This window comes from Trinickia diaoshuihuensis (assembly GCF_003390925.1).
Classification (GTDB): Bacteria; Pseudomonadota; Gammaproteobacteria; order Burkholderiales; family Burkholderiaceae; genus Trinickia; species Trinickia diaoshuihuensis.
Window position 1 is genome coordinate 80,545 of record NZ_QUBS01000087.1, and the last position, 19,711, is coordinate 100,255.

The following is a 19,711-nucleotide window of genomic DNA, read 5'->3' on the forward strand; positions in this document are numbered from 1 at the left end:
CGCACTCGCCCAGCCGGTAGGGCTCCGCGGCCGCGGGGCTGGAATGCCGGAATTCGACCGGATACGTGCCATGGGATCGTGAGGTTGCCCCATTTGCCATCATTGATTAAAATGCAATCAATGATTAATGGAGGGCATACCCATGGCGAGCATGACGATTCGCAACATCGACGAACAACTGAAGTCGCGCTTGCGGGTGCAGGCGGCGCATCATGGGCGCTCGATGGAGGACGAGGCGCGCGACATTTTGCGTGCCGCGCTGTCGACCCGGACCGAGACTGCCGGGCAAAGCTTGATCGACTCCATCCGCTCCCGCATTTCACCGCTTGGCGGTGTCGATCTGACCTTGCCGGCTCGGGAGACGATTCAGGATCGAGTGGATTTAGGCGCATGATCGTCCTGGATACGAACGTCCTGTCCGAAACATTGAGGTCGGCGCCGGATCCCCGCGTGATCGAATGGTTTCGCGCGCAACGCCGCGCCGCACTGTTCACGACCACGATCACGCGCGCGGAGATTCTTTACGGACTTGGGCTATTGGCCGACGGTCCCCGCAAGCAGGCGTTGTCCATCGCCGTGCAGGCGATTTTCGAAGAGGATTTCGCAGGCCGGCTCTTGACGTTCGATAGCGATGCCGCGGATCTTTACGCCATGATCGCGGTGTCGCGCCGAAGCACTGGGAGACAAATCAGCCAGTTCGATGCCATGATCGCCGCGGTTGCGCGCTCCACCGGCGCAACGCTCGCAACGCGAAACGTCAAAGATTTCGTCGATTGCGGTATTGCCGTCATCGATCCATGGGCCCAGTGAGCGGCCCGCGCCAGGGGGCAATAGGCGAATAGCGTGCCGCGATCCAATCGATGAACGCACGCGTTTTAGCCGGTAGCAGCCGGTTCGACGGCACCACGGTATAGATCGCACCTTCGTCCCGCGGCAGCCATTCGGTGAGGACGGGCACGAGCGTTCCCTCGGCCAGTTCCCGGCCCACTAGCCAATCCGTGCACAACATGATCCCCAATCCCCGCTCCGCGGCGTGTACAAGGCCCTGTGCATCGTCCGAGACAAGCGGGCCGTCGGCTCGCACAGTAACGCTCTCGCCCCGCGCGTTACTAAACGTCCAATTCAGATGAGAAGCGAGCCCGGTGAACCCCAGGCAGGGAAGCCGTTGCAAGTCTTCGGGCCGGGAGGGCGCCCCTCGGCGTTGGAGGAAGCAGGGCGAGGCGCACAGGAGTCGCCGCCGCGGTGCGATGCGGCGCGCGACGAGTCGCGAATCGGCGAGTTCGGCCAGGCGTACGGCTGCGTCGAATCCTTCAGCCACGAGATCGACGAATCGATTCGAGTACGACGCATCAACCCGAACATGTGGGTACGCCGCCAGAAAATCGGGGAGGTACGGCGCGATCCACATTCGCCCGAACGTTCCCGGCAGCGCCAATCTGAGCGTGCCGCGCGGCTCCCCGCCGCCGAGCGTGGCGGCTTCCTCACGCGCCTCCGTCAAGGCGGCCTGGATCGTCTTTGCTCTGGCCAGGAAGGCCGAGCCCGCCTCGGTCAAGGCAAGGTGCCGCGTGGTTCGCGTGAGCAGCCGCACGCCGAGACGCTGCTCGAGCGACTGTACCCGGCGCGACAGCACGGTCGCATCTCGGCCCAGAACGGCGGCTGCCTTGGTGAAGGAGCCTTGCTCGGCCACAGCGGCAAAAGCGGCGATTTCCGCTACTTCATTCGGATCCGGCCATTGATGCATGGAGTGCATGAGTGTCGTGTGGTTGCGCTAGTTTATACCGCTTCGACGCATGAGTAAGCTGGGACCACATCAACCCAGGAGCCTAGCCATGCGCGCCATCGAACTTTCCGCCCCCACGCTCGACGCCTTCCATCACGTGACGCTGGCGCAACCGCATCCCGGGCCTGGCGAGGTCCTCGTGCGCATGCGTGCTGCGAGCCTGAATTTCATCGATCTTGCCGTGGCGACCGGCGGCTATAAGGTGCCTCGCTTCCCCATCATTCCCGTTGCCGACGGTGCGGGCGAGGTGGCTGAAATCGGTGCGGGCGTGACCGAATTCTCGGTTGGCGATCGCGTCACTCCCCATTCGAAACCGCTCTGGGCCGGTGGTCCCCCGCGAGCGGCGGTTAGCGGGGCGACGCGTGGCGTCGTACTTCCGGGTTCGTTGGTGGAATACGTGGTGTTACCGGCCGCCGCGCTGGTGGCTACACCGGCGCATTTGAGCGATACCGAGGCGGCAACGCTGCCGATCGCGGCGACGACAGCCTGGCGCGGCCTGCGCGCGGCGAGCGTGCGCCCCGGCTCCGTGGTCGCGCTGATCGGCACGGGCGGTGTCAGCATATTCGCGCTTCAGTTGGCGAAAGCGGCGGGCGCGACGGTGATCATCACTTCTTCATCGGACGAAAAACTCGAGCGAGCGAGGACGCTCGGCGCGGACCATACGATCAACTATCGGCGTACGCCTGCGTGGGACGAAGCGGTTCTCGAGCTCACCGACGGCGAGGGGGCCGATTTGATCGTGGAGACAGGCGGCACGCTGACGTTCGGTCGCTCGGTCAATGCCGCGGCGGTCGGCGCAACGGTGTTCGTGATCGGATTCGTGACCGGGGCGAGCGCATCGGCCGACTTGATAGCCATTATGACGAAGGCGTTGAACGTGCAGGGCAACAACACCGGGTCCGTGGCTGATTTGCGCGACGTTGCGCGGGCCATTGCGGCCAGCAAGATGGTGCCCGTCGTCGATACGACGTTTGGCATCGATGAGGTCCCACAAGCCTATGCCCATCTCGCGAAAGGCGGGCAGCACTTCGGCAAGATCGCTATCGCGCATTAAGCGACGCGGGCAATGTGGCGCGCACTACACCCGGTAGCCCGGACCTTCGCCGTAGTGCCTGCGAATCGAGTCTTGCAGCAGTTCGGCCAGCGCATGCGCGTCTTCGCTCGAACCGCTTGCCCGATGCAAAACGATATCGACCGGCCCGAGGGCGGGCGCGCCCGTGAGTACGGATAGACGCCGCGGCACCCCGAGCGCCGTTCGTACTGTGACGCCGAGGCCGGCTTGGATCCCGCACCAGAGACTGGCCAGGCTCGGCGTCGTCATCGTCAGACGCCACGCGATACCGGCGCGCGAAAGCGCGTCGATGGCCATGTCGCGAAACAAGCATGGGCCATCGAATACGGTTAGCGGCACGATCGAGCCTGGGCCGGCGTTCGGCAACATGGTTGGGCATCCGATCCATGCCACCGGAACCGTTGCGATTTTATCGGCGCTCCGTGTGCCGGCCGCGGCGAACGCAACGGCGACATCGAGCTTGCCGGATGCGACGTCGGCCGCCAATTCGAAGTTTCGTCCCGCCTTTATCTCGAGTTGCACGTTTGGCCGCGAGGTCGTGTAGCGCACGAGCAGTTCTTCGAGAATGACGTCGGCGAGGTCTTGCGGGATACCGAGCCGGATGGCCGCCCGGGTATCGGCCGCGCCGAGTGCGCTGCCGAGCTCGTCGTTCAGTGCAAGGACACGGCGTGCGTACTGCAGCAGCACATTGCCCGCGTCGGTCAGTGCGAGCCCTCGTCCGCGCCGCTTGAAGAGCCGCTGGCCGGCCTGCGCTTCGAGTTTTCGCAATTGCATGCTGACAGCCGACGGGGAGCGGTGCAGACGCGTCGCCGCATGCGAGAACCCGCCCAGTTCCACCCCCACCACCAGGGTTCGGAGGGCGTCCATGTCGAAGTTCAGCGGTTGTCCCATTTCCGGTTTCTTGAAGTGGAAGTTTCGATATTTTCGATTTTCACAACGTTAGCAGATCCTTAGGATATTCCGGACGGGAGCGCTGTGAGGACCACCTCGAGGGATGATGCAATGATTTCGTCGAATATGCCGGTCGGTTTTATCGGATTGGGCGCGATGGGCGAGCCAATGGCGCTCAATTTGCGCAAGGCGGGGATTGCGTTGATCGTATGGAATCGCTCCATGCCGAAGCGCGCTGTCCTGGCGAGGGCTGGTGCGGGCGTTGCCGACGAGTGCGCCCAGGTCTTCGAGCAATGCGAAATCGTGCTGTTGATGCTGGCTCACGCCGAGGCGATCGATCTAGTACTCGCCCGGGGCGAACCTCGGTTCGCGCAACGAGTGCGTGGGCGCACCATCGTGCACATGGGGACCACCTCGCCGGCTTATTCGCGAGGGCTGGAGCAAGCGATCCGCGCGGCGGGAGGGCGCTATGTCGAGGCGCCGGTATCGGGGTCGCGCAAGCCGGCCGAAGCGGCTCAACTCGTGGCCATGCTGGCCGGCGACCGAGAATCCGTCGCGCTAGTGCGCCCGCTGCTCGATGCCATGTGTAAGCGTTCGGAATATTGCGGCGAAGTGCCCGCGGCGCTGACGATGAAGCTCGCGGTCAACATTTTTCTGATCACGATGGTGACGGGACTTGCCGAGGCGATGCATTTCGCCCGCGAGCAAGGACTGGACCTTGCCCAGTTCGTCGCGATCGCCGATGCCGGACCGATGGCGAGCGACGTGTCACGCGTGAAGGCCGCCAAGCTGCTGCGCGAGGATTTCGCGGAGCAGGCCAGTATCGAGAACGTCCTCGACAACAATCGGCTCATCGCGGCGGCGGCCAGAGCGGCGAACATCGCCACGCCGCTGCTCGACGTCTGCCACGACCTTTATCGCGAGACGCGTGACTTGGGGCGGGGCAGGGAGGATATGGCGGCGGTCGTCAAGGCGATCGAAGCGAGGACCGAGCGCGCGGGCACGGAAAGGTAGCGGGTGGGAGGAGTGGACGATGGCACTTACCCGGTATATAAGAGTCGAACGAGCCTAGCTCGCCACAAACAGACCGATAGGAATGCGATTATGACTCCCGACCCGAACCGGCCGCAGGACGATTCGAAAAAGGCCGATCTGGCCCATTTGAACGACGCGCTCAATCACGTCGATACGCTGCTCTCCTCGGGCAATATCGCCGTCAGCGCAGCCAAGGGGATCCTATACAGCTTGATCGAGACGCTCGGTGCCTTGGTCGGCGATCCCGACTTGCCCGAGCACAGCCGCGCGGGCTACGAAGGCTTGCTCGAGACGGCTCGCGAATTGCGCGCCAAAGTAGGCAAGTAACCGCTCCCGAGCGGCCCGGGAAACCGGCAAACCCGCCGCCCGCCAAGGGCCGGCGGGGCAGCGGCGACGTTTACCGCCTTCTCCCGAGCATTGGCTCCACAAAACCGGGCTCGACTCCCTGCTAAAATGCGCTCGCCGCAATGTAGTGGATCGCAGATGAAATTGCTTGATGCCTTGGTCGAACAGCGCATTGCCGCCGCCGCCGCGCGTGGCGAGTTCGACGACTTGCCGGGTGCAGGGGCGCCGCAGGAATTGGACGACGACTTGCTCGTGCCCGAGGAAGTCCGCGTTGCCAATCGCATATTGAAAAACGCTGGTTTTGTGCCTCCGGCGGTCGAGCAGTTGCGCTCGCTGCGGCACCTGAAGGACGAACTCGATGCCGCGGGCGATCGTGCGACGCGTTGCCGCCTGCAGGCCAAGTTGCTTGCACTCGACATGGCGCTCGAGTCGCTGCGCGGCGAGCCCACCGTGGTTCCGCGCGAATATTGCCGGCGTATCGCCGAACGTCTGTCGGAGCGCGTTTTAGCCGGGGACGACGAAGACGGGGCGGCAGGCGCGCATCTGACGGGGCTGTCTTGACTCGACCACCCATGGCGCCCGTTCCGCCGCCGCTCGATATGGCCGCTTCGTCGAGCGCCCAGCACGAGCCGGACGCGGCGGCCTCCGAGCGCGACCGGCGCTATATGGCGCTGGCTCTCGACGCCGCGCAGTCGGCTCGCGCGGCTGGCGAGGTGCCGGTGGGCGCCGTGCTGGTGCGCGGAGACGAGGTCATCGCGACCGGCTTCAATCATCCCATCGGCGGACACGACCCTTCCGCCCATGCGGAAATGGTTGCGCTGCGCTCGGCCGCCAAAGCGTTGCGAAACTACCGGCTGCCCGGCTGCGAGTTGTACGTGACGCTCGAGCCGTGTCTCATGTGCGCGGGGGCGATCATGCACGCAAGAATCGCGCGTGTCGTGTTCGGCGCCCGTGATCCGAAGACGGGCGCATGCGGCAGCGTGGTCGACGCCTTCGCCAATCGTCAGCTCAATCACCATACCCAAGTGGCGGGCGGCGTGCTCGCGACCGAATGCGGCGACGCGCTCAAGTCGTTCTTCGCGCATCGGCGTGCGACGATCCGCGCCGAACGAGCCGCGGCGGCGGATGCGCAAGCCCGCACGCCGCGGCAGCCCGTCTAGGCGCGCCTTGCGGGGGCGCGGCGCATTCATCGTTTAAAATGCCGCCCATGACTCGTTCGCGCACCATCGAAATCGTCGCTCCCTCCGGTTATCCGCCCGACGCATCCGCCTTCGAACGCGCTATCGCGCGGCTGCGGGCGGACGGCCATCGCGTGCTGGGCGAAGAACTCGCGCAACGGCGCGACTTGCGATTCGGCGGCACCGACGCCGAACGGACAAACGATCTGAACCGGTTGGCCGATCCCGGCCGGCCGTTGCCCGATATCGTGCTGGCCGTGCGTGGCGGCTACGGTGCGGTGCGTCTTCTCGACTCGCTCGACTACGCGGGGCTTGAACGCCGGTTGGCCGGTGCGCCCATCGCTATTTGCGGGCACAGCGATTTCACGGCGATTCAATTGGCGCTGTTCGCTCGCGCGGGCATCGTCACGTTCGGCGGTCCGATGCTGGCCAGCAATTTTGGAGCGGAGGCAGTCAGTGCCTTCACGCTCGAGCATTTCTGGCGCGCGCTGGAAGCGCCGGAGTTCACGGTGAGCGAACATGTCGCGCAGGCCGAGCCGTTACAAGCCGAAGGGACCCTTTGGGGCGGCAACCTCGCCATGATCGCCGCTCTGGCCGGCACGCCCTATATGCCGCGGATCGACGGCGGCATTCTTTTTCTCGAAGACATCAACGAGCACCCGTATCGCGTCGAGCGCATGCTTTACCAACTGCACCTGGCCGGTATCCTGGGCCGTCAGCAGGCGCTCGTGCTCGGCGATTTCACGGGCGGCAAACTTTCGCCATATGACAACGGCTACGATTTCTCGACGATGCTCGAGCAGGTCCGCGCGGTCAGTGGGGTGCCCATCGTTCAGGGGCTGCGCTTCGGCCACTGCGCCGACCTCGTCACGCTGCCCTTTGGTGCACGCGCGCAATTGCGCGCGGGACACGACGGCTTCTCGTTGACCGTTACCGGACACCCCACGCTGCGCTGAGCACCCGCCACGGCGCGGCGTGCGCACGATTATCCGGTGGCGTAGCATCCAGATTGTTGACAATTTATCTAGCTCACGGGCGCAAAGATTCGGTGCATGGTGCAACGCTCTAGCGCGAAGATGGCGCATAGATGCACCAAACAGCGGATCCGGCTCGTTGGTTCGACGCGCGCCGCACGATGATTGGCTAAATAAATTGTTGACAATCTTTATGTCGAATCTACTATAGCCAACATGCCGAAGCCGAAATTGTCCGAATCAGCTACGCCGACGGCGATTGCCGAACGTATCCGCGACGCGATACTCGAGCATCGGCTCGAGCCCGGCGCGAAGCTGACCGAGGCGCAATTGTGCGAGGTGTTCGGGGTCAAGCGCGGCAGCGTGCGCCAGGCCCTGTCGCTGCTGGCCAGCGAGCATCTCGTCGATTTGGAGCCGAATCGCGGCGCCTTCGTCGCCAGCCCGTCGCTGAAGCAGGTGCATGAGGTGTTCGAAATGCGCCGCATCATCGAGCGGGCCGTGATCGAGCGCGTGTGCCGCGATCGAGGCGGCCAGGGAGCGGGGCATTTGAAGGCCATCGCCAAAATGATCGAGCGCGAGCGCAGCGCGTTCGAGCAACGCGATTTCCGGACGTGGATTCGTCTATCGGGAGAATTTCATACCTCGCTCGCGGCGCTGACGGGCAACGAGGTGCTGTGCGATTGTTTGTCGGGGCTGGTCGCGCGCTCCACGTTGATTTCCGCGCTCTACGAATCGCTCGGACGCAGCCCATGCTCATTCGACGAGCATGCCCAGATCGTCGAGGCGATCGGCGCGGGCGATCCGGGACGAGCGTCGGAGCTCATGGTGCGGCATTTGGAAACCGTCGAGCTGAAAATGCTCGATCGGCCCGCTCGCGGCGCGGCCGATCTGCGCGAGGTATTCGGCGCTTAGCGCGCCCCCGGACGGTGCCCGCGCCGAGCGGGCGCCGTGCCATGAGCAGTCTCATGTATTTACTTAGGACAACTGAGTAACTATCGAAGTAATGGCCGCGGCATGCGCCGGCCGCGGCCAGTCGCTCGAGGCGCCCACCCGCGCGATGCCGCGCAACCGCTCTTGTCTTTCACCGGAGACGCTCATGCCTGACTTGACCGTTCCAACCGATGCCGGCCCCGTCGGCCCATCGGCCGTTCCCTTCGATGCGCGGCAACCGGCCGGCTACAGCGAGCGTCTGTGCAATACCGATCTCGCGCCGCTGCGCGATCAGCATTGGGGCAGCTACAACATCTTTGCGTTCTGGATGTCTGACGTGCACAGCGTGGGCGGGTACGTCTTCGCGGGAAGCTTATTCGCGCTAGGCTTGACGAGTTGGCAAGTGCTGATCGCGTTGCTCGTGGGAATCGGGATCGTCAATGTTTTCGCTAACCTGATCGCCAAGTCGAGCCAGCGCAACGGGGTGCCGTATCCCGTCATTTGCCGGGCGACGTTCGGCGTACTCGGCGCCAATATTCCGGCCGTGATTCGCGGCTTGATCGCCGTCGCCTGGTACGGGATTCAAACCTATCTCGCCTCGAGCGCATTCGTGATCGTGCTGCTCAAGTTCGCCCCTCAGTTGATGCCGTACGCCGACGTTCACCAGCATGGCTGGCTCGGCTTGTCGACGCTCGGATGGGCCGGCTTCATGATGCTCTGGGTGCTGCAGGCGCTCGTCTTCTGGAACGGCATGGAGACGATCAAGAAGTTCATCGACTTCGCGGGGCCCGCGGTCTATGTCGTCATGTTCGTCTTGGCCGGCTACATGGTGGCGCGCGCCGGGATCTCGAACATTCGGCTCAATCTGGGCACCGTGAAATATCATGGCTGGGAGGCGTTGCCCGTCACCATCACGGCGATTTCGCTCGTGGTGTCCTATTTCTCCGGACCCATGCTCAATTTCGGCGATTTTTCGCGCTACTGCGAAAGCTATCGGAGCGTGAAGCGCGGCAACTTCTGGGGGTTGCCCGTCAACTTCCTCGCGTTCTCGCTCGTGACGGTCGTCACCACGTCGGCCACGCTACCGGTGTTCGGCGAACTCATCACCGATCCCGTCGCCACGGTCGCTCGCATCGATCAGCCGTTCGCGGTCGTGCTCGGCGCGCTGACGTTCATGATCGCGACGATCGGCATCAACATCGTCGCCAACTTCGTCTCGCCGGCCTTCGATTTTTCCAACGTGGCGCCGAAACACATCAGTTGGCGAGCAGGCGGCATGATGGCCGCCGTCGCCTCCGTGTTCATCACGCCTTGGAATCTGTTCAACAACCCCGCCGTCATCCATTACACGCTCGATGTGCTCGGTTCGTTCATCGGGCCGCTCTATGGCGTCCTAATCGTCGATTACTTCATCGTCAAGCGGCAGCGCGTGGTTTTGGACGATCTGTATTCGATGTCCGAGTCGGGCACGTATTGGTATCGCGGCGGGGTGAACCGGCGCGCCGTTGGAGCAGTGGTGGCGGCGGCCGTCATTGCGGTGGCGTGCGTCATGACGCCTGCCTTGGCTTCGCTCGCCAACTTTTCGTGGTTTATCGGTGTCGGCTTAGGTGCGGGATTTTACGCATTGGCTGCGCGCGCGGCCCGCGAGTGACGAACCGCGCTCGACGTATCGGAGACTCGGAGACTATTGCGATGAAGATCAAAATCATCAATCCCAATACGACCGCGCGGATGACCGAAACCATGGCGCACTGCGCACGCACCGCGGCAGCCGCCGCGACCGAGGTGGTCGCGGCCACCTCGAGCATGGGACCGCCGTCGATCGAAAGCTGGTATGACGAGTCGCTCGCGCTGCCGGGCTTGCTCGCCGAGGTCGCGGCGGGCGAGCGCGAGGGCATCGACGGTTATGTCATCGCGTGTTTCGGCGATCCGGGGCTATTCGCCGCGCGAGAACTCGCACGCGGTCCCGTCGTCGGCATCGCCGAAGCGGCGATGCATGCCGCAAGCGTGATCGCACCGAGCTTTGCGGTGGTCACGACGCTCGCGCGGACGACGGGTATGGCGTGGCATTTGGCCGAACGTTACGGCATGCGGCGGTTTTGCCGCAACGTGCGCGCGACGGAGGTCGCCGTACTCGATCTCGACCGCCCGGGCAGCGCGGCGCGGCGCTTGATCGTAGACGAATGCCGCCGCGCCCTCGACGACGATGGGGCCGACGCGATCGTGCTCGGATGCGCGGGCATGGCCGACCTTGCTCGGGCGATCGAGGACGAAATCGGCGCGCCCGTCGTCGAGGGCGTCACCGCGGCGCTCAAATGGGTGGAGGCGCTCGCGGGCCTGGGCCTCACTACGGCGAAGCGCGGCGAGTACGCGCGCCCGCTCGCGAAGCGCTACGACGGCCCGCTGGCCGATTTCAGCCCGCGCGACGCTTGATCCGTCCTGCGCAAGAGCTGCGGCTTGCCCGACATACGCTTGCGGTGAGCCCGGTTATCGGCCTGCTTATATGGGCGCGCGCGGACGTTTTCTATACACTGATCCGACCGAATGAACCCATCGCGGTAACGCCCAGGTATGGCGTTGCCGCGAGCATTGCTCACTCACGCTTGCCTCGAATCTTTGCCATGACATCCGATTCCCGCTATCCGCGCGATCTGATCGGCTACGGCCGGCAGCCGGTCCAGGCCGATTGGCCGGGCCGGGCGCGCGTTGCCGTCCAGTTCGTTCTCAACTATGAAGAAGGCGGCGAAAACTGCGTCTTGCACGGCGATCCGGCGTCGGAACAGTTTCTCTCCGAGATCGTCGGCGCGGCCGCTTATCCGGCGCGCCACATGAGCATGGAGTCGATCTACGAATACGGCTCGCGGGCCGGCGTCTGGCGCATCTTGCGTGAATTCGAGAAGCGCGACTTGCCGCTCACCGTATTCGGCGTGGGCATGGCGATCGAGCGCCATCCCGAGGTCGCGCGCGCGTTCGTCGAACTGGGCCACGAGATCGCATGTCATGGATGGCGTTGGATTCATTACCAAGATATGGCCCCGGAGCGGGAGGCCGAGCATATGCGGCTAGGCATGGAGGCGATCGAACGCGTGACGGGCGTGCGCCCGCTCGGCTGGTACACGGGTCGCGACAGCCCCAATACGCGCCGCCTCGTGGCCGAATACGGCGGGTTTCTCTATGACTCGGATTACTACGGCGACGATTTGCCGTTTTGGATGGACGTGGCGGTGTCGGGCGGGGAGATGCGGCAGCAATTGATCGTGCCGTACACACTCGATACGAACGACATGCGGTTCGCCACGCCGCAAGGATTCAACACGGCCGATCACTTCTTTACCTATCTGCGTGATGCCTTCGACGTGCTTTACGAGGAAGGAGACGAGGCGCCGAAGATGCTCTCGATCGGTATGCATTGCCGGCTGCTGGGGCGGCCCGGCCGTTTTCGCGCGCTGCAGCGCTTCCTCGATCACATCGAGCAGCACGATCGCGTCTGGGTGACGCGCCGCGTCGATATTGCGCGCCATTGGCGCGCGAGGCATCCCTACCAGCCAGATACGAACAGCTCACGCGCATGAAGCCGATGCAATACTCGCTTGAACAACTCAATTCGATGCCGCGCGATGCGTTCGAAGCAGCGCTGTCGGGCATCTTCGAGCACTCGCCGTGGGTCGCTGCGCAGGCCGCGGACGCCAGACCGTTCGCGAGCGTCGATGCGCTCTACGCGAGGATGCGCGAGATCGTCGCGCAAGCGGGCGACGAACGTCAGCTCGCGCTCATCAATGCCCACCCCGAGCTTGCGGGCAAGGCGGCGGTGCGCGGCGAGTTGACAGCCGAATCCACGCGCGAGCAAAGCGGCGCCGGCCTTGCCGCATGCACGCAAGCGCAATTCGACAAGCTGCAGCGGTTGAATGCCGCTTATCGCGCGAAATTCGGCTTCCCGTTCATTCTCGCCGTACGCGGGTACGACCGCGAGGGCATCATCGCCAACTTCGAAGCGCGCGTGAACAACACGCGCGACGAGGAGTTGCGTACGAGCTTGGAGCAGATTTACCGCATTGCCCGGTTTCGCATCGACGATCTCGTGACGGCATGAATGCCCGAGAATGCGATGCGTTGCCGGCCATGCCCGCTTGACGCGCCGATACGGCGTTTGATCGACACAACGAACCGACAGACAGGAAGGACGACAACAATGGCTCTCCCGATTCTCGACCCCAATGCGCCCGATTTCACGCGCCGTTACGTCAACTTGGCCGATCCGCGCTTGGGGGCGCAGGCGCTCGAGGCGAGCGACGAATTTTTCGCGCCGAAGGAGCGCATGCTCAGCCCTGAGCCCGCCGTCTTCATTCCGGGCAAATACGACGACAACGGCAAGTGGATGGACGGCTGGGAGACGCGCCGTAAGCGCACGACGGGCTACGACTGGTGCGTCGTCAAGCTCGCGCGGGCCGGCGTCGTCAAGGGACTCGATATCGATACGAGCCACTTCACCGGCAACTTCCCGCCCGCCGCTTCGGTGGAAGCCGCGTGCGTACCGGCCGGCGAAGCACCGAGCGGTTCGACGCAGTGGAAGGAAATCGTGCCTTCGACGACATTGCAGGGCAATTCGCATCATTACGTCGATGTGACAGACGGCGAGGCTTATACGCATATTCGTTTGAATTTGTACCCGGATGGGGGCGTGGCCCGCCTGCGCGTGTACGGACAGCCGCAGGTCGATTGGGCGAACGCGAGCCGCCACGCGCCCGTGGATCTGGCGGCGATGGAGAACGGGGCCTATGTCGTGGCGGTCAACAACCAGCATTTCGGGGCGGCGTCGAATTTGCTGATGCCGGGCCGCGGCGTCAACATGGGCGACGGCTGGGAAACGCGCCGCCGGCGCGAGCCAGGCAACGACTGGGCCATCATCGCGCTCGCGCAGCCCGGCACGATTACGAAAATCGAAGTGGATACGGCGTTCTTCAAGGGCAACTATCCGGATCGCTGCTCGATTCAGGCGGCTTACATGAAGGGCGGCACCGATAGCTCATTGATCACGCAGGCCATGTTTTGGCCGACGTTGCTCGGCGAGCAAAAGCTGCAAATGGATAAGCAGCACTACTTCGAAGCGGAATTGGCCGCGCTCGGTCCCGTCACGCACTTGCGCTTGAACATCATTCCGGACGGCGGCGTTTCGCGCTTGCGCGCTTGGGGCGTATTGGCATGAGCGGCGCCTCATCGAAGGCGCTGGCCATCGAGCCGTTGACCCGTGAGGCGTTCGCGCCGTTCGGCGACGTCATCGAGCTCGACGGCGCGCGCCAGATCCCCATCAACCAAGGCACGACGATCCGCTATCACGATCTCGCGCGTATCGACGTCGAGGAGGGGGGCGGACGGCCCCTCGTCAACGTGTTTCGCGGCCAACCGCGCGTTCTGCCGTTCGAAGTCGTGATGTTGGAACGCCATCCGTTGGGCTCGCAAGCCTTCATTCCGCTCACGGACAGGCCGTACTTGGTCGTCGTCGCACCGGCCGGCGAGCTGCGGACCGACGCAATCCGGGCGTTCGCGACGCATGGCTGGCAAGGTGTGAATTACGCGAAAGGGGTCTGGCACCATCCCTTGGTCGCGCTCGATACCGTCAGCGATTTCATCGTCGTCGACCGAGGCGGAGAGGGCCACAACTGCGACGAACAATGGCTGGCCGAATCGTTTTGGTTGAACCCAGAAGCATTGCCGCAAGCGCTCCGGTAGTCGCTGTCGCGCTCTCGGCGACTCAAACGCCCGTGTGAATCCACACGGGCGTTTTCACATGTAAATTTGGTCGTAGCCCTTGCAGACGCAACATGTAGGAAAAGGCTGACAAGTGGGCTGTCAGATATTACGTAAGGATCAGCGCCGGCTGATTTGTTTCCTCGAGGCGCTCGCCGATACTTTGGTCACAGGAAAACGATTCGTAAAGCAAGACGCGGACGTTTCCCACCCTGAGCCACGGAGAGATCGCCATGAGCCGCTTCGCCAAAGACCTTATCGAACTTCAACGCCTTTGCCTGGGCGGTTCGGGTGCGTTGACGCAGCATCTGTTGCGCGAAATCGCTTGCAGCCTCATCGCAGCGGGTGTGGCCGACGAGCGCGGCGGCTGCTAACTGCACGCCGTAGCAAACGTTTCACGCGCTCACGCGCTTTGGGCTAGGGAAAAGCCGTTGCGATCCACCCGGATCGCCGCTTACCAGCCGATTTTTAAATCCGACTCACCCCTGGCAGAGATAATCATGAACGGCTCAGAAAACCTCGAATCGATCCGAGAAATAAACCTGTCCTACCTTTCGCTGGCGCAGCGCCTGTTGCGGGCCGACCGCGCCGCCGGCATGGAACGCCTGGGGCTGTCCACGCAAATCGCGGACGTCATTGCCGATCTCTCGGGGCCGCAACTGCTCAAACTGGCCGCATGCGATCAACTCGTTTGCTTCTTCCGGTTCAATGACCGCTCGATGCTCGCCACGCTGGCCGCGCCGGCCACGCGCGCGCCGCGCGCGCAAGAAGTGCTTGCCGAGGCTGCCTGACCGGACGCTCAACCGACGCGTGTCGCCCTTCGATTCACGCGCCGCCTTTCGCTTTCAACTCCTCTCGACCCTGTCTACTGCTTCCGGACAGGGCAAAACAGCGCGTCGCACAGCGTTAGCGCGGCGCCGATTCCCAAACCCACTGCGAAAACCATTGTCGCCATAGCGGTCGTCCCGCTTGCGAGCGACATGGATGCGATCGGGACGACCGACAGAATAACGACGTTGTTGAGCGTTTCGGCGGTTGCGAGGAAGACGGATACGGCTGTTCCATTCCATAAGCCCTTCGCGAGCAGTGGACGCGTGACGTTCGGGTTGCGCAGCCACTTGAAGCCGTGGGTTTCGCGCGTCGCGACGGCGATGCGCCGTTTCGGCATCGTCGCGGCCTCGATCGATTCGGTCCGACAGATAGCCGAGGAACGGCGCCGCGATAGCATAAGCGAACGCGTAGCTCCAGATCAGCCACGCGATGTGAACCGAGTCGGTGCCGAATGCGACACTGAGCGGATTGAGCATCGCTGAGAGCATGAACTCGCTCGCGCCGACGAAGAATACCGACATCGAGAGGACGGACAACAGCGTGCGCTCGTTGTCCGCACTGGCAATAGCTTCTGAAGCTAAAGGCCTCACTGCTGCATGCCCGAGTTGAACCACGCCGCGATCTTCTCGCGCTCATCGGGCGTCATCTTCGTGACGTTGCCGAGCGGCATCGCTTTAAGGACGACGGCTTGTTGATATAGCCGTTGAGCGTTGGCCGAGATTTCTTGCGGTGTATCGAACAGCACGCCGGCCGGCGCGCTTCCCATCAGCGTCGGATGCGCCGAATGACAAGTCGCGCAGCGTTGCTGCAAGATCGGCTGGATATCGGCCAGCTTCATGACGGGCGCATTGGCTGCTTGCGCCTGCGGCACGACGGGCCTGGGCACTGTGACCGCAAATGCGAGCGCCAGCAGCACGACGCCGCCCACGGGCAAATACCAGAGCACCTGACCACGGTGGCGCATGACGAAGAACTGACGGATCAGTGCGCCCGCGAGCATGATGACGGCGAGCACGGCCCAGTTATACGGATGGGTATAGGTCATCGCGTAGTGATTCGACAGCATCGCGAAGACCACAGGCAGCGTGAAGTACGTGTTGTGCACGGAGCGCTGCTTGCCGCGCTTGCCGTAGATCGGGTTCGGCGCTTCGCCCTTGAGCATCGCGCCCACCATCTTGCGCTGGCCCGGAATGATCACGAAAAAGACGTTGGCCGACATGATGGTGGCGAGCATCGCACCGACGATCAGGTAGGCCGCGCGTCCCGAGAAGATATGACAGGCAAGCCATGCCGCGACGAGTACGTAAAGGCCGACGGTGACGCCGAGCAGACGATCGTTATGGCCGAGCGTGCGGCACAGCGTATCGTAGACGATCCAACCGGCGGCAAGGAAGCCGAGCGCAGCCGCAACGGCCACGACGGGGCCCATCTGGAGCACGTTCGGATCGATGAGATACGTGCTCGGCGAGAACAGATAGAGCACCGTGAACAAGCCGAAGCCGGACATCCAAGTGGTGTACGAGGGCCATTTCGACCAATGCAGGTCCTCGGGCATTTGAGCCGGCGCGACCATGTACTTTTGCATGTTGTAGAATCCGCCGCCGTGGACGTGCCACAGTTCGCCGAATACGCCTCGTTCGACGAGCGCCGGATCCTTGGGCTTTCTCAAGCCGTTGTCGAGCGCGACGAAATAGAACGATTCGCCGATCCATGCGATCGCAACAACGACGTGTAGCCAGCGGATCGCAAGGTTCAGCCAGTCGGTGATAAAGCCTTCCATGAAACGCCTCCGAACTCCTAATAGTCGTTGGTATAAGTTGGGTCAACTGCCGCGATAGGTGCTGTAAGCCCACGGCGAGACCAGGAGCGGCACGTGATAGTGCGCTTCGGCATCGGCGATGCCGAAGCGCAGCACGACGCGGTCGACGAAACGAGGCTGCGGTACGTTCACGCCCGCCGCGGCAAAGTAGTCGCCGGCATGAAAGACGAGCTCGTATTCGCCGGTTTTGAAGGCATCGCCCTCGAGCAGCGGTTCGCCGCACCGGCCGTCGTCATTGGTGAGCGTACGCTTGAGGAGACTGCGCGCATCGCCGTCGAGCCGATACAATTCGAGCGCGATACCGGCGCCGGGACGGCCGTGCGCGGTGTCCAAAACGTGGGTAGTGAGCTTTCCCATTCGCAGTTTTCCTTATGATGAACGCGAAAAGTGACGTGGGCGGCCCGATCCCATACGCAAGCGGCGGATCGAGGCTCCACGTCACGTGGCTACATACCCGTCGGCGATTTGATGCGAGCGCCGTGCCGTCATTCTAAGAAGTCGGCGAGCGCTCGCGCGCAAGCGATAAGGAAGATAAGGGCGGACGCATGAAGCGCGGCGGCCGGTGCACGCGCCCGCGCGGGCGAGCTCGACGAAGATGCAACCACTATATCGAAACGCTGAAGGCGAGTATCGCTGCATCGTACATTGCCAGCGGTATTTTGGCTCCCGATCGTTATGCCCATCGTCCCTCCCCACTGGAACGCGGAATAGAGAATGATCCACGACGAGGCCATGCACGCAAGCGGTGCGGCGCGACCCAAAACGATGCTCGTGAAGCACGCCGACGTGCTCGTAACGATGGATGGCGAGCGCAAGGAATTGCGTGACGCGGGGCTCTTTATCGAAGGCAACCGCATCGCGGCCGTGGGCCCGACGCATGAACTGCCCGATACGGCCGATCAGGTACTCGATCTGCGCGGCCATTTGGTGATGCCGGGCCTCGTCAATACGCACCACCATATGTACCAGAGCTTGACGCGCGCGGTGCCGGCAGCCCAAAACGCCGAGCTTTTCGGCTGGTTGACGAGTTTGTACCGCATCTGGGCCCATTTGACGCCCGAGATGATCGAGGTATCGACGCTCACGGCGATGGCCGAGTTGCTGCTCTCGGGTTGCACGACGTCGAGCGATCATCTCTACCTGTACCCGAACGGCGCTCGCCTGGACGACAGCATTGCCGCCGCGGCACGCATCGGCATGCGCTTTCATGCGAGCAGGGGCAGTATGAGCGTCGGGCAAAAGGACGGCGGGCTGCCGCCCGATGCGCTCGTGGAGCGCGAGGACGCGATCCTGTCCGATACGCAGCGGTTGATCGAAACCTACCATGACGAGGGGCGTTACGCGATGCTGCGCGTCGTGGTGGCGCCGTGTTCGCCGTTCTCGGTCAGCCGCGATTTGATGCGCGAATCGGCCGTGCTCGCGCGGAACTACGGTGTCTCGATGCATACGCATTTGGCAGAGAACGTCAACGACGTCGCCTATAGCCGCGAGCGTTTCGGTATGACGCCCGCCCAGTACGCCGAGGACCTCGGCTGGGTCGGCGCCGATGTGTGGCATGCCCATTGTGTGCAGCTCGATGCGCCCGGCATCGCGCTATTCGCGCGTACGCACACGGGCGTCGCGCATTGTCCCTGTTCGAATATGCGGCTCGCCTCGGGCATCGCGCCGATCCGCCGCATGCGCGATGCCGGCGTGCCGGTGGGGTTGGGCGTCGATGGATCGGCTTCGAACGATGGCGCCCACCTCATGGGCGAGGCCCGGCAGGCGATGCTGTTGCAACGCGTCGGCTTCGGTCCCGATGCGATGAGCGCGCGCGAGGCGTTGGAGCTTGCCACGCTGGGCGGTGCCGCGGTCCTGGGGCGCGACGATATCGGTGCGCTCGCGCCCGGTATGGCGGCCGATTTCGTCGCATTCGATTTGCGCCAGCCCAATTTCGCGGGCGCGCTGCACGATCCCGTGGCGGCACTCGTGTTTTGCGCGCCGCCGCAGGTCGCGGTGAGCGTCGTCAACGGCAAGGTGGTCGTCCAGGACGGGCGTTTGGCGACGCTCGAGCTGGCGCCGTTGCTGGAACGGCATAACGTGCTCGCGGGTGCGCTAGCCGAGGCGGCGCGCTCGGCTTGAGCCTCAGCGCCGCTTAGACGCGCTCGACGAGCGTGCGCGTTGCATCCGCCACGAGGCTGCGCAACCACCGTACTTCGTCGGAATAGTGGCAGCGTTCGTGCCACAACTGGTAGTACTGCATCGGCGGGAAATCGAGCGGGGCGGGCAGGACGGTCAGCGGCAGGAACTTGGCGTAGTGATCGGCGAAGAGCCGCGTCGTCGTGAAGATGAGGTCCGACTTGATCAACACGTAGGGCGCCAAGTTGAAGTACGGCAAGGTGACGACGACATGGCGCTTGAGCCGTTCGCGCGCGAGGTGAACGTCGATCGCGCCGCGCTGGCCCACCGAGTAAGGGGTGGGTGCGAGATGCGGGGCGTTCAGGTATTGATCGAGGGTCAGTGCCCCGCGCTTGGCGAACGGATGCGTGTTGCTCATCAGGCAGACGATCTCGTCGACGAACAAATTCGACAGATGCAACTGCTCGGGCGGTTCGGGCCAGTTGCCGACCACGACGTCGAGCTTGCCGTCCTCGAGCGCGAGCTCGTAGTCGAACGAGGGGCCCAGCGAATGGAATTCGAGCTGGGCGTTCGGTGCGGCTTGGCGAAACCGTTCGACGACGGTCGGCACGAACAGCACGTTCAGGTAGTCAGGGCATCCGATGCGGTAGCAACGGATCGAGGTGGCCGGATCGAAGCTGTGTTGCTGAAAGCGAATCCGCTCGATCTCGCGCAATGCGTTCTGCACGGGTTCGAGCAGGCGCAGGCCGTACTCGGTCGGCACCATGCCGGACTTGCCGCGCACGAGCAGCGGGTCGCCCGTGATGTCGCGCAGGCGGCGCAGCGCGGCGCTGATCGCGGGCTGAGATTGATTGAGCTTGACGGCGGCACGCGTCACGCTGCGCTCCATCAAGAGGGTGTGCAAGACGCGCAAAAGGTACGTGTCGATCGCCTCGCGTTGCTGACTCATGTATTGCTCCGATATATGTTTTGGCTGATCGAGCAGGGGTGGGG

The 19,711-nt window shown here is 63.6% G+C and carries 24 protein-coding genes; 18 read left to right on the plus strand and 6 right to left on the minus strand.

Annotated elements, in window-relative coordinates; all coding sequences use genetic code 11:
• Positions 1-142: 142 nt before the first annotated feature.
• Together DXT59_RS24950 and DXT59_RS24955 are read left to right on the plus strand one after the other, a co-directional pair.
• On the plus strand, positions 143-394 hold the full coding sequence (locus tag DXT59_RS24950; RefSeq protein WP_116140260.1) for a FitA-like ribbon-helix-helix domain-containing protein: 252 nt from the start codon (positions 143-145) through the stop codon (positions 392-394).
• Positions 391-810 carry a type II toxin-antitoxin system VapC family toxin gene (locus tag DXT59_RS24955; RefSeq protein WP_116140262.1) on the plus strand — a complete coding sequence of 140 codons (420 nt, stop codon included), beginning with the start codon at positions 391-393 and terminating at the stop codon, positions 808-810. The genes DXT59_RS24950 and DXT59_RS24955 overlap by 4 nt, the downstream gene beginning before the upstream one ends.
• On the opposite strand, the gene DXT59_RS24960 is transcribed toward DXT59_RS24955, so the two are convergent.
• Positions 788-1,750: a LysR family transcriptional regulator gene (locus DXT59_RS24960; RefSeq protein ID WP_205417477.1), complete on the minus strand. Its 963-nt coding sequence runs from the start codon at positions 1,748-1,750 to the stop codon at positions 788-790. The two genes, DXT59_RS24955 and DXT59_RS24960, sit on opposite strands and share 23 nt — an antisense overlap.
• A gap of 79 nt (positions 1,751-1,829) precedes the next feature.
• On the opposite strand from DXT59_RS24960, the gene DXT59_RS24965 reads away from it, so the two are divergent.
• Positions 1,830-2,834, plus strand: coding sequence for a zinc-dependent alcohol dehydrogenase family protein (locus tag DXT59_RS24965; RefSeq protein WP_116140265.1), 1,005 nt, complete (start codon positions 1,830-1,832; stop codon positions 2,832-2,834).
• A 24-nt stretch (positions 2,835-2,858) separates the two neighbouring features.
• Here the strand turns inward: DXT59_RS24965 and DXT59_RS24970 are convergent, their stop codons facing one another.
• Positions 2,859-3,743: a LysR family transcriptional regulator gene (locus tag DXT59_RS24970; protein WP_116140267.1), complete on the minus strand. Its 885-nt coding sequence runs from the start codon at positions 3,741-3,743 to the stop codon at positions 2,859-2,861.
• Positions 3,744-3,869: 126 nt separating this feature from the next.
• Here DXT59_RS24970 and DXT59_RS24975 point away from each other — a divergent pair, with 126 nt between their 5' ends.
• The 14 genes from DXT59_RS24975 (at position 3,870) to flhD (ending at position 14,741) form a co-directional block, all read left to right on the plus strand.
• The gene (locus DXT59_RS24975; RefSeq protein ID WP_116140730.1) at positions 3,870-4,757 is read left to right on the plus strand and encodes an NAD(P)-dependent oxidoreductase; all 888 of its coding nucleotides are present in this window, start codon (positions 3,870-3,872) and stop codon (positions 4,755-4,757) included.
• A gap of 90 nt (positions 4,758-4,847) precedes the next feature.
• Positions 4,848-5,105 (plus strand): hypothetical protein, encoded by a 258-nt coding sequence (locus tag DXT59_RS24980; RefSeq protein WP_116140269.1) that lies wholly within the window; start codon positions 4,848-4,850, stop codon positions 5,103-5,105.
• 156 nt (positions 5,106-5,261) lie between these two features.
• A complete protein-coding gene (locus DXT59_RS24985; protein ID WP_116140271.1) occupies positions 5,262-5,684 on the plus strand; it encodes a DnaJ family domain-containing protein in 423 nt (140 codons plus the stop codon).
• 38 nt (positions 5,685-5,722) lie between these two features.
• Positions 5,723-6,283, plus strand: a complete 561-nt coding sequence (gene tadA, locus DXT59_RS24990; protein WP_240324679.1) for a tRNA adenosine(34) deaminase TadA — start codon at positions 5,723-5,725, stop codon at positions 6,281-6,283.
• Positions 6,284-6,330: 47 nt separating this feature from the next.
• Entirely contained in the window at positions 6,331-7,257 is a 927-nt protein-coding gene (gene ldcA, locus DXT59_RS24995; protein WP_116140275.1) for a muramoyltetrapeptide carboxypeptidase, read from the plus strand.
• Between the two features lie 234 nt (positions 7,258-7,491).
• Positions 7,492-8,187: a GntR family transcriptional regulator gene (locus tag DXT59_RS25000; RefSeq protein WP_116140277.1), complete on the plus strand. Its 696-nt coding sequence runs from the start codon at positions 7,492-7,494 to the stop codon at positions 8,185-8,187.
• Positions 8,188-8,371: 184 nt separating this feature from the next.
• On the plus strand, positions 8,372-9,856 hold the full coding sequence (locus DXT59_RS25005; RefSeq protein WP_116140732.1) for an NCS1 family nucleobase:cation symporter-1: 1,485 nt from the start codon (positions 8,372-8,374) through the stop codon (positions 9,854-9,856).
• A gap of 41 nt (positions 9,857-9,897) precedes the next feature.
• A complete protein-coding gene (locus DXT59_RS25010; protein ID WP_116140279.1) occupies positions 9,898-10,638 on the plus strand; it encodes an aspartate/glutamate racemase family protein in 741 nt (246 codons plus the stop codon).
• A 188-nt stretch (positions 10,639-10,826) separates the two neighbouring features.
• A complete protein-coding gene (gene puuE / locus DXT59_RS25015; RefSeq protein ID WP_116140281.1) occupies positions 10,827-11,777 on the plus strand; it encodes an allantoinase PuuE in 951 nt (316 codons plus the stop codon).
• Positions 11,774-12,295 carry a 2-oxo-4-hydroxy-4-carboxy-5-ureidoimidazoline decarboxylase gene (uraD, locus tag DXT59_RS25020; protein ID WP_116140284.1) on the plus strand — a complete coding sequence of 174 codons (522 nt, stop codon included), beginning with the start codon at positions 11,774-11,776 and terminating at the stop codon, positions 12,293-12,295. The genes puuE and uraD overlap by 4 nt, the downstream gene beginning before the upstream one ends.
• Before the next feature lie 99 nt (positions 12,296-12,394).
• On the plus strand, positions 12,395-13,408 hold the full coding sequence (alc, locus tag DXT59_RS25025; RefSeq protein WP_116140286.1) for an allantoicase: 1,014 nt from the start codon (positions 12,395-12,397) through the stop codon (positions 13,406-13,408).
• Positions 13,405-13,932 (plus strand): ureidoglycolate lyase, encoded by a 528-nt coding sequence (locus DXT59_RS25030; RefSeq protein ID WP_116140288.1) that lies wholly within the window; start codon positions 13,405-13,407, stop codon positions 13,930-13,932. The genes alc and DXT59_RS25030 overlap by 4 nt, the downstream gene beginning before the upstream one ends.
• Positions 13,933-14,183: 251 nt before the next feature.
• Positions 14,184-14,324 carry a hypothetical protein gene (locus DXT59_RS30800; RefSeq protein WP_162878237.1) on the plus strand — a complete coding sequence of 47 codons (141 nt, stop codon included), beginning with the start codon at positions 14,184-14,186 and terminating at the stop codon, positions 14,322-14,324.
• Between the two features lie 126 nt (positions 14,325-14,450).
• The gene (gene flhD / locus DXT59_RS25035) at positions 14,451-14,741 is read left to right on the plus strand and encodes a flagellar transcriptional regulator FlhD (protein ID WP_116140290.1); all 291 of its coding nucleotides are present in this window, start codon (positions 14,451-14,453) and stop codon (positions 14,739-14,741) included.
• A 54-nt stretch (positions 14,742-14,795) separates the two neighbouring features.
• On the opposite strand, the gene DXT59_RS25040 is transcribed toward flhD, so the two are convergent.
• From DXT59_RS25040 to uraH, 3 genes are read right to left on the minus strand one after another with little or no spacing between them, the layout of a single operon-like run.
• Entirely contained in the window at positions 14,796-15,317 is a 522-nt protein-coding gene (locus tag DXT59_RS25040; RefSeq protein ID WP_205417478.1) for an MFS transporter, read from the minus strand.
• Positions 15,318-15,367: 50 nt separating this feature from the next.
• The gene (locus DXT59_RS25045; RefSeq protein ID WP_116140292.1) at positions 15,368-16,561 is read right to left on the minus strand and encodes a urate hydroxylase PuuD; all 1,194 of its coding nucleotides are present in this window, start codon (positions 16,559-16,561) and stop codon (positions 15,368-15,370) included.
• Positions 16,562-16,603: 42 nt separating this feature from the next.
• Positions 16,604-16,957 (minus strand): hydroxyisourate hydrolase, encoded by a 354-nt coding sequence (gene uraH / locus DXT59_RS25050; RefSeq protein ID WP_116140294.1) that lies wholly within the window; start codon positions 16,955-16,957, stop codon positions 16,604-16,606.
• Between the two features lie 357 nt (positions 16,958-17,314).
• On the opposite strand from uraH, the gene DXT59_RS25055 reads away from it, so the two are divergent.
• Positions 17,315-18,721: an 8-oxoguanine deaminase gene (locus tag DXT59_RS25055; protein ID WP_116140296.1), complete on the plus strand. Its 1,407-nt coding sequence runs from the start codon at positions 17,315-17,317 to the stop codon at positions 18,719-18,721.
• A gap of 13 nt (positions 18,722-18,734) precedes the next feature.
• Here the strand turns inward: DXT59_RS25055 and DXT59_RS25060 are convergent, their stop codons facing one another.
• Entirely contained in the window at positions 18,735-19,667 is a 933-nt protein-coding gene (locus DXT59_RS25060) for a LysR substrate-binding domain-containing protein (protein WP_116140299.1), read from the minus strand.
• Positions 19,668-19,711 lie beyond the last annotated feature (44 nt).

Excerpts from the sequence above, each read along its gene's own strand:
- DXT59_RS25030 (WP_116140288.1), top strand. The coding sequence starts at position 13,405 with ATGAGCGGCGCCTCATCGAAGGCGCTGGCCATCGAGCCGTTGACCCGT.
- DXT59_RS24985 (WP_116140271.1), top strand. The coding sequence starts at position 5,262 with ATGAAATTGCTTGATGCCTTGGTCGAACAGCGCATTGCCGCCGCCGCC.
- DXT59_RS25010 (WP_116140279.1), top strand. The coding sequence starts at position 9,898 with ATGAAGATCAAAATCATCAATCCCAATACGACCGCGCGGATGACCGAA.
- DXT59_RS25000 (WP_116140277.1), top strand. The coding sequence starts at position 7,492 with ATGCCGAAGCCGAAATTGTCCGAATCAGCTACGCCGACGGCGATTGCC.
- ldcA (WP_116140275.1), top strand. The coding sequence starts at position 6,331 with ATGACTCGTTCGCGCACCATCGAAATCGTCGCTCCCTCCGGTTATCCG.
- DXT59_RS30800 (WP_162878237.1), top strand. The coding sequence starts at position 14,184 with ATGAGCCGCTTCGCCAAAGACCTTATCGAACTTCAACGCCTTTGCCTG.
- uraH (WP_116140294.1), bottom strand. The coding sequence starts at position 16,957 with ATGGGAAAGCTCACTACCCACGTTTTGGACACCGCGCACGGCCGTCCC.
- flhD (WP_116140290.1), top strand. The coding sequence starts at position 14,451 with ATGAACGGCTCAGAAAACCTCGAATCGATCCGAGAAATAAACCTGTCC.
- DXT59_RS25060 (WP_116140299.1), bottom strand. The coding sequence starts at position 19,667 with ATGAGTCAGCAACGCGAGGCGATCGACACGTACCTTTTGCGCGTCTTG.
- DXT59_RS25005 (WP_116140732.1), top strand. The coding sequence starts at position 8,372 with ATGCCTGACTTGACCGTTCCAACCGATGCCGGCCCCGTCGGCCCATCG.
- tadA (WP_240324679.1), top strand. The coding sequence starts at position 5,723 with ATGGCCGCTTCGTCGAGCGCCCAGCACGAGCCGGACGCGGCGGCCTCC.
- DXT59_RS24960 (WP_205417477.1), bottom strand. The coding sequence starts at position 1,750 with ATGCACTCCATGCATCAATGGCCGGATCCGAATGAAGTAGCGGAAATC.
- DXT59_RS25055 (WP_116140296.1), top strand. The coding sequence starts at position 17,315 with ATGATCCACGACGAGGCCATGCACGCAAGCGGTGCGGCGCGACCCAAA.
- DXT59_RS24970 (WP_116140267.1), bottom strand. The coding sequence starts at position 3,743 with ATGGGACAACCGCTGAACTTCGACATGGACGCCCTCCGAACCCTGGTG.
- DXT59_RS24950 (WP_116140260.1), top strand. The coding sequence starts at position 143 with ATGGCGAGCATGACGATTCGCAACATCGACGAACAACTGAAGTCGCGC.
- uraD (WP_116140284.1), top strand. The coding sequence starts at position 11,774 with ATGAAGCCGATGCAATACTCGCTTGAACAACTCAATTCGATGCCGCGC.
- alc (WP_116140286.1), top strand. The coding sequence starts at position 12,395 with ATGGCTCTCCCGATTCTCGACCCCAATGCGCCCGATTTCACGCGCCGT.
- DXT59_RS24955 (WP_116140262.1), top strand. The coding sequence starts at position 391 with ATGATCGTCCTGGATACGAACGTCCTGTCCGAAACATTGAGGTCGGCG.
- puuE (WP_116140281.1), top strand. The coding sequence starts at position 10,827 with ATGACATCCGATTCCCGCTATCCGCGCGATCTGATCGGCTACGGCCGG.
- DXT59_RS24975 (WP_116140730.1), top strand. The coding sequence starts at position 3,870 with ATGCCGGTCGGTTTTATCGGATTGGGCGCGATGGGCGAGCCAATGGCG.
- DXT59_RS24965 (WP_116140265.1), top strand. The coding sequence starts at position 1,830 with ATGCGCGCCATCGAACTTTCCGCCCCCACGCTCGACGCCTTCCATCAC.
- DXT59_RS25045 (WP_116140292.1), bottom strand. The coding sequence starts at position 16,561 with ATGGAAGGCTTTATCACCGACTGGCTGAACCTTGCGATCCGCTGGCTA.
- DXT59_RS24980 (WP_116140269.1), top strand. The coding sequence starts at position 4,848 with ATGACTCCCGACCCGAACCGGCCGCAGGACGATTCGAAAAAGGCCGAT.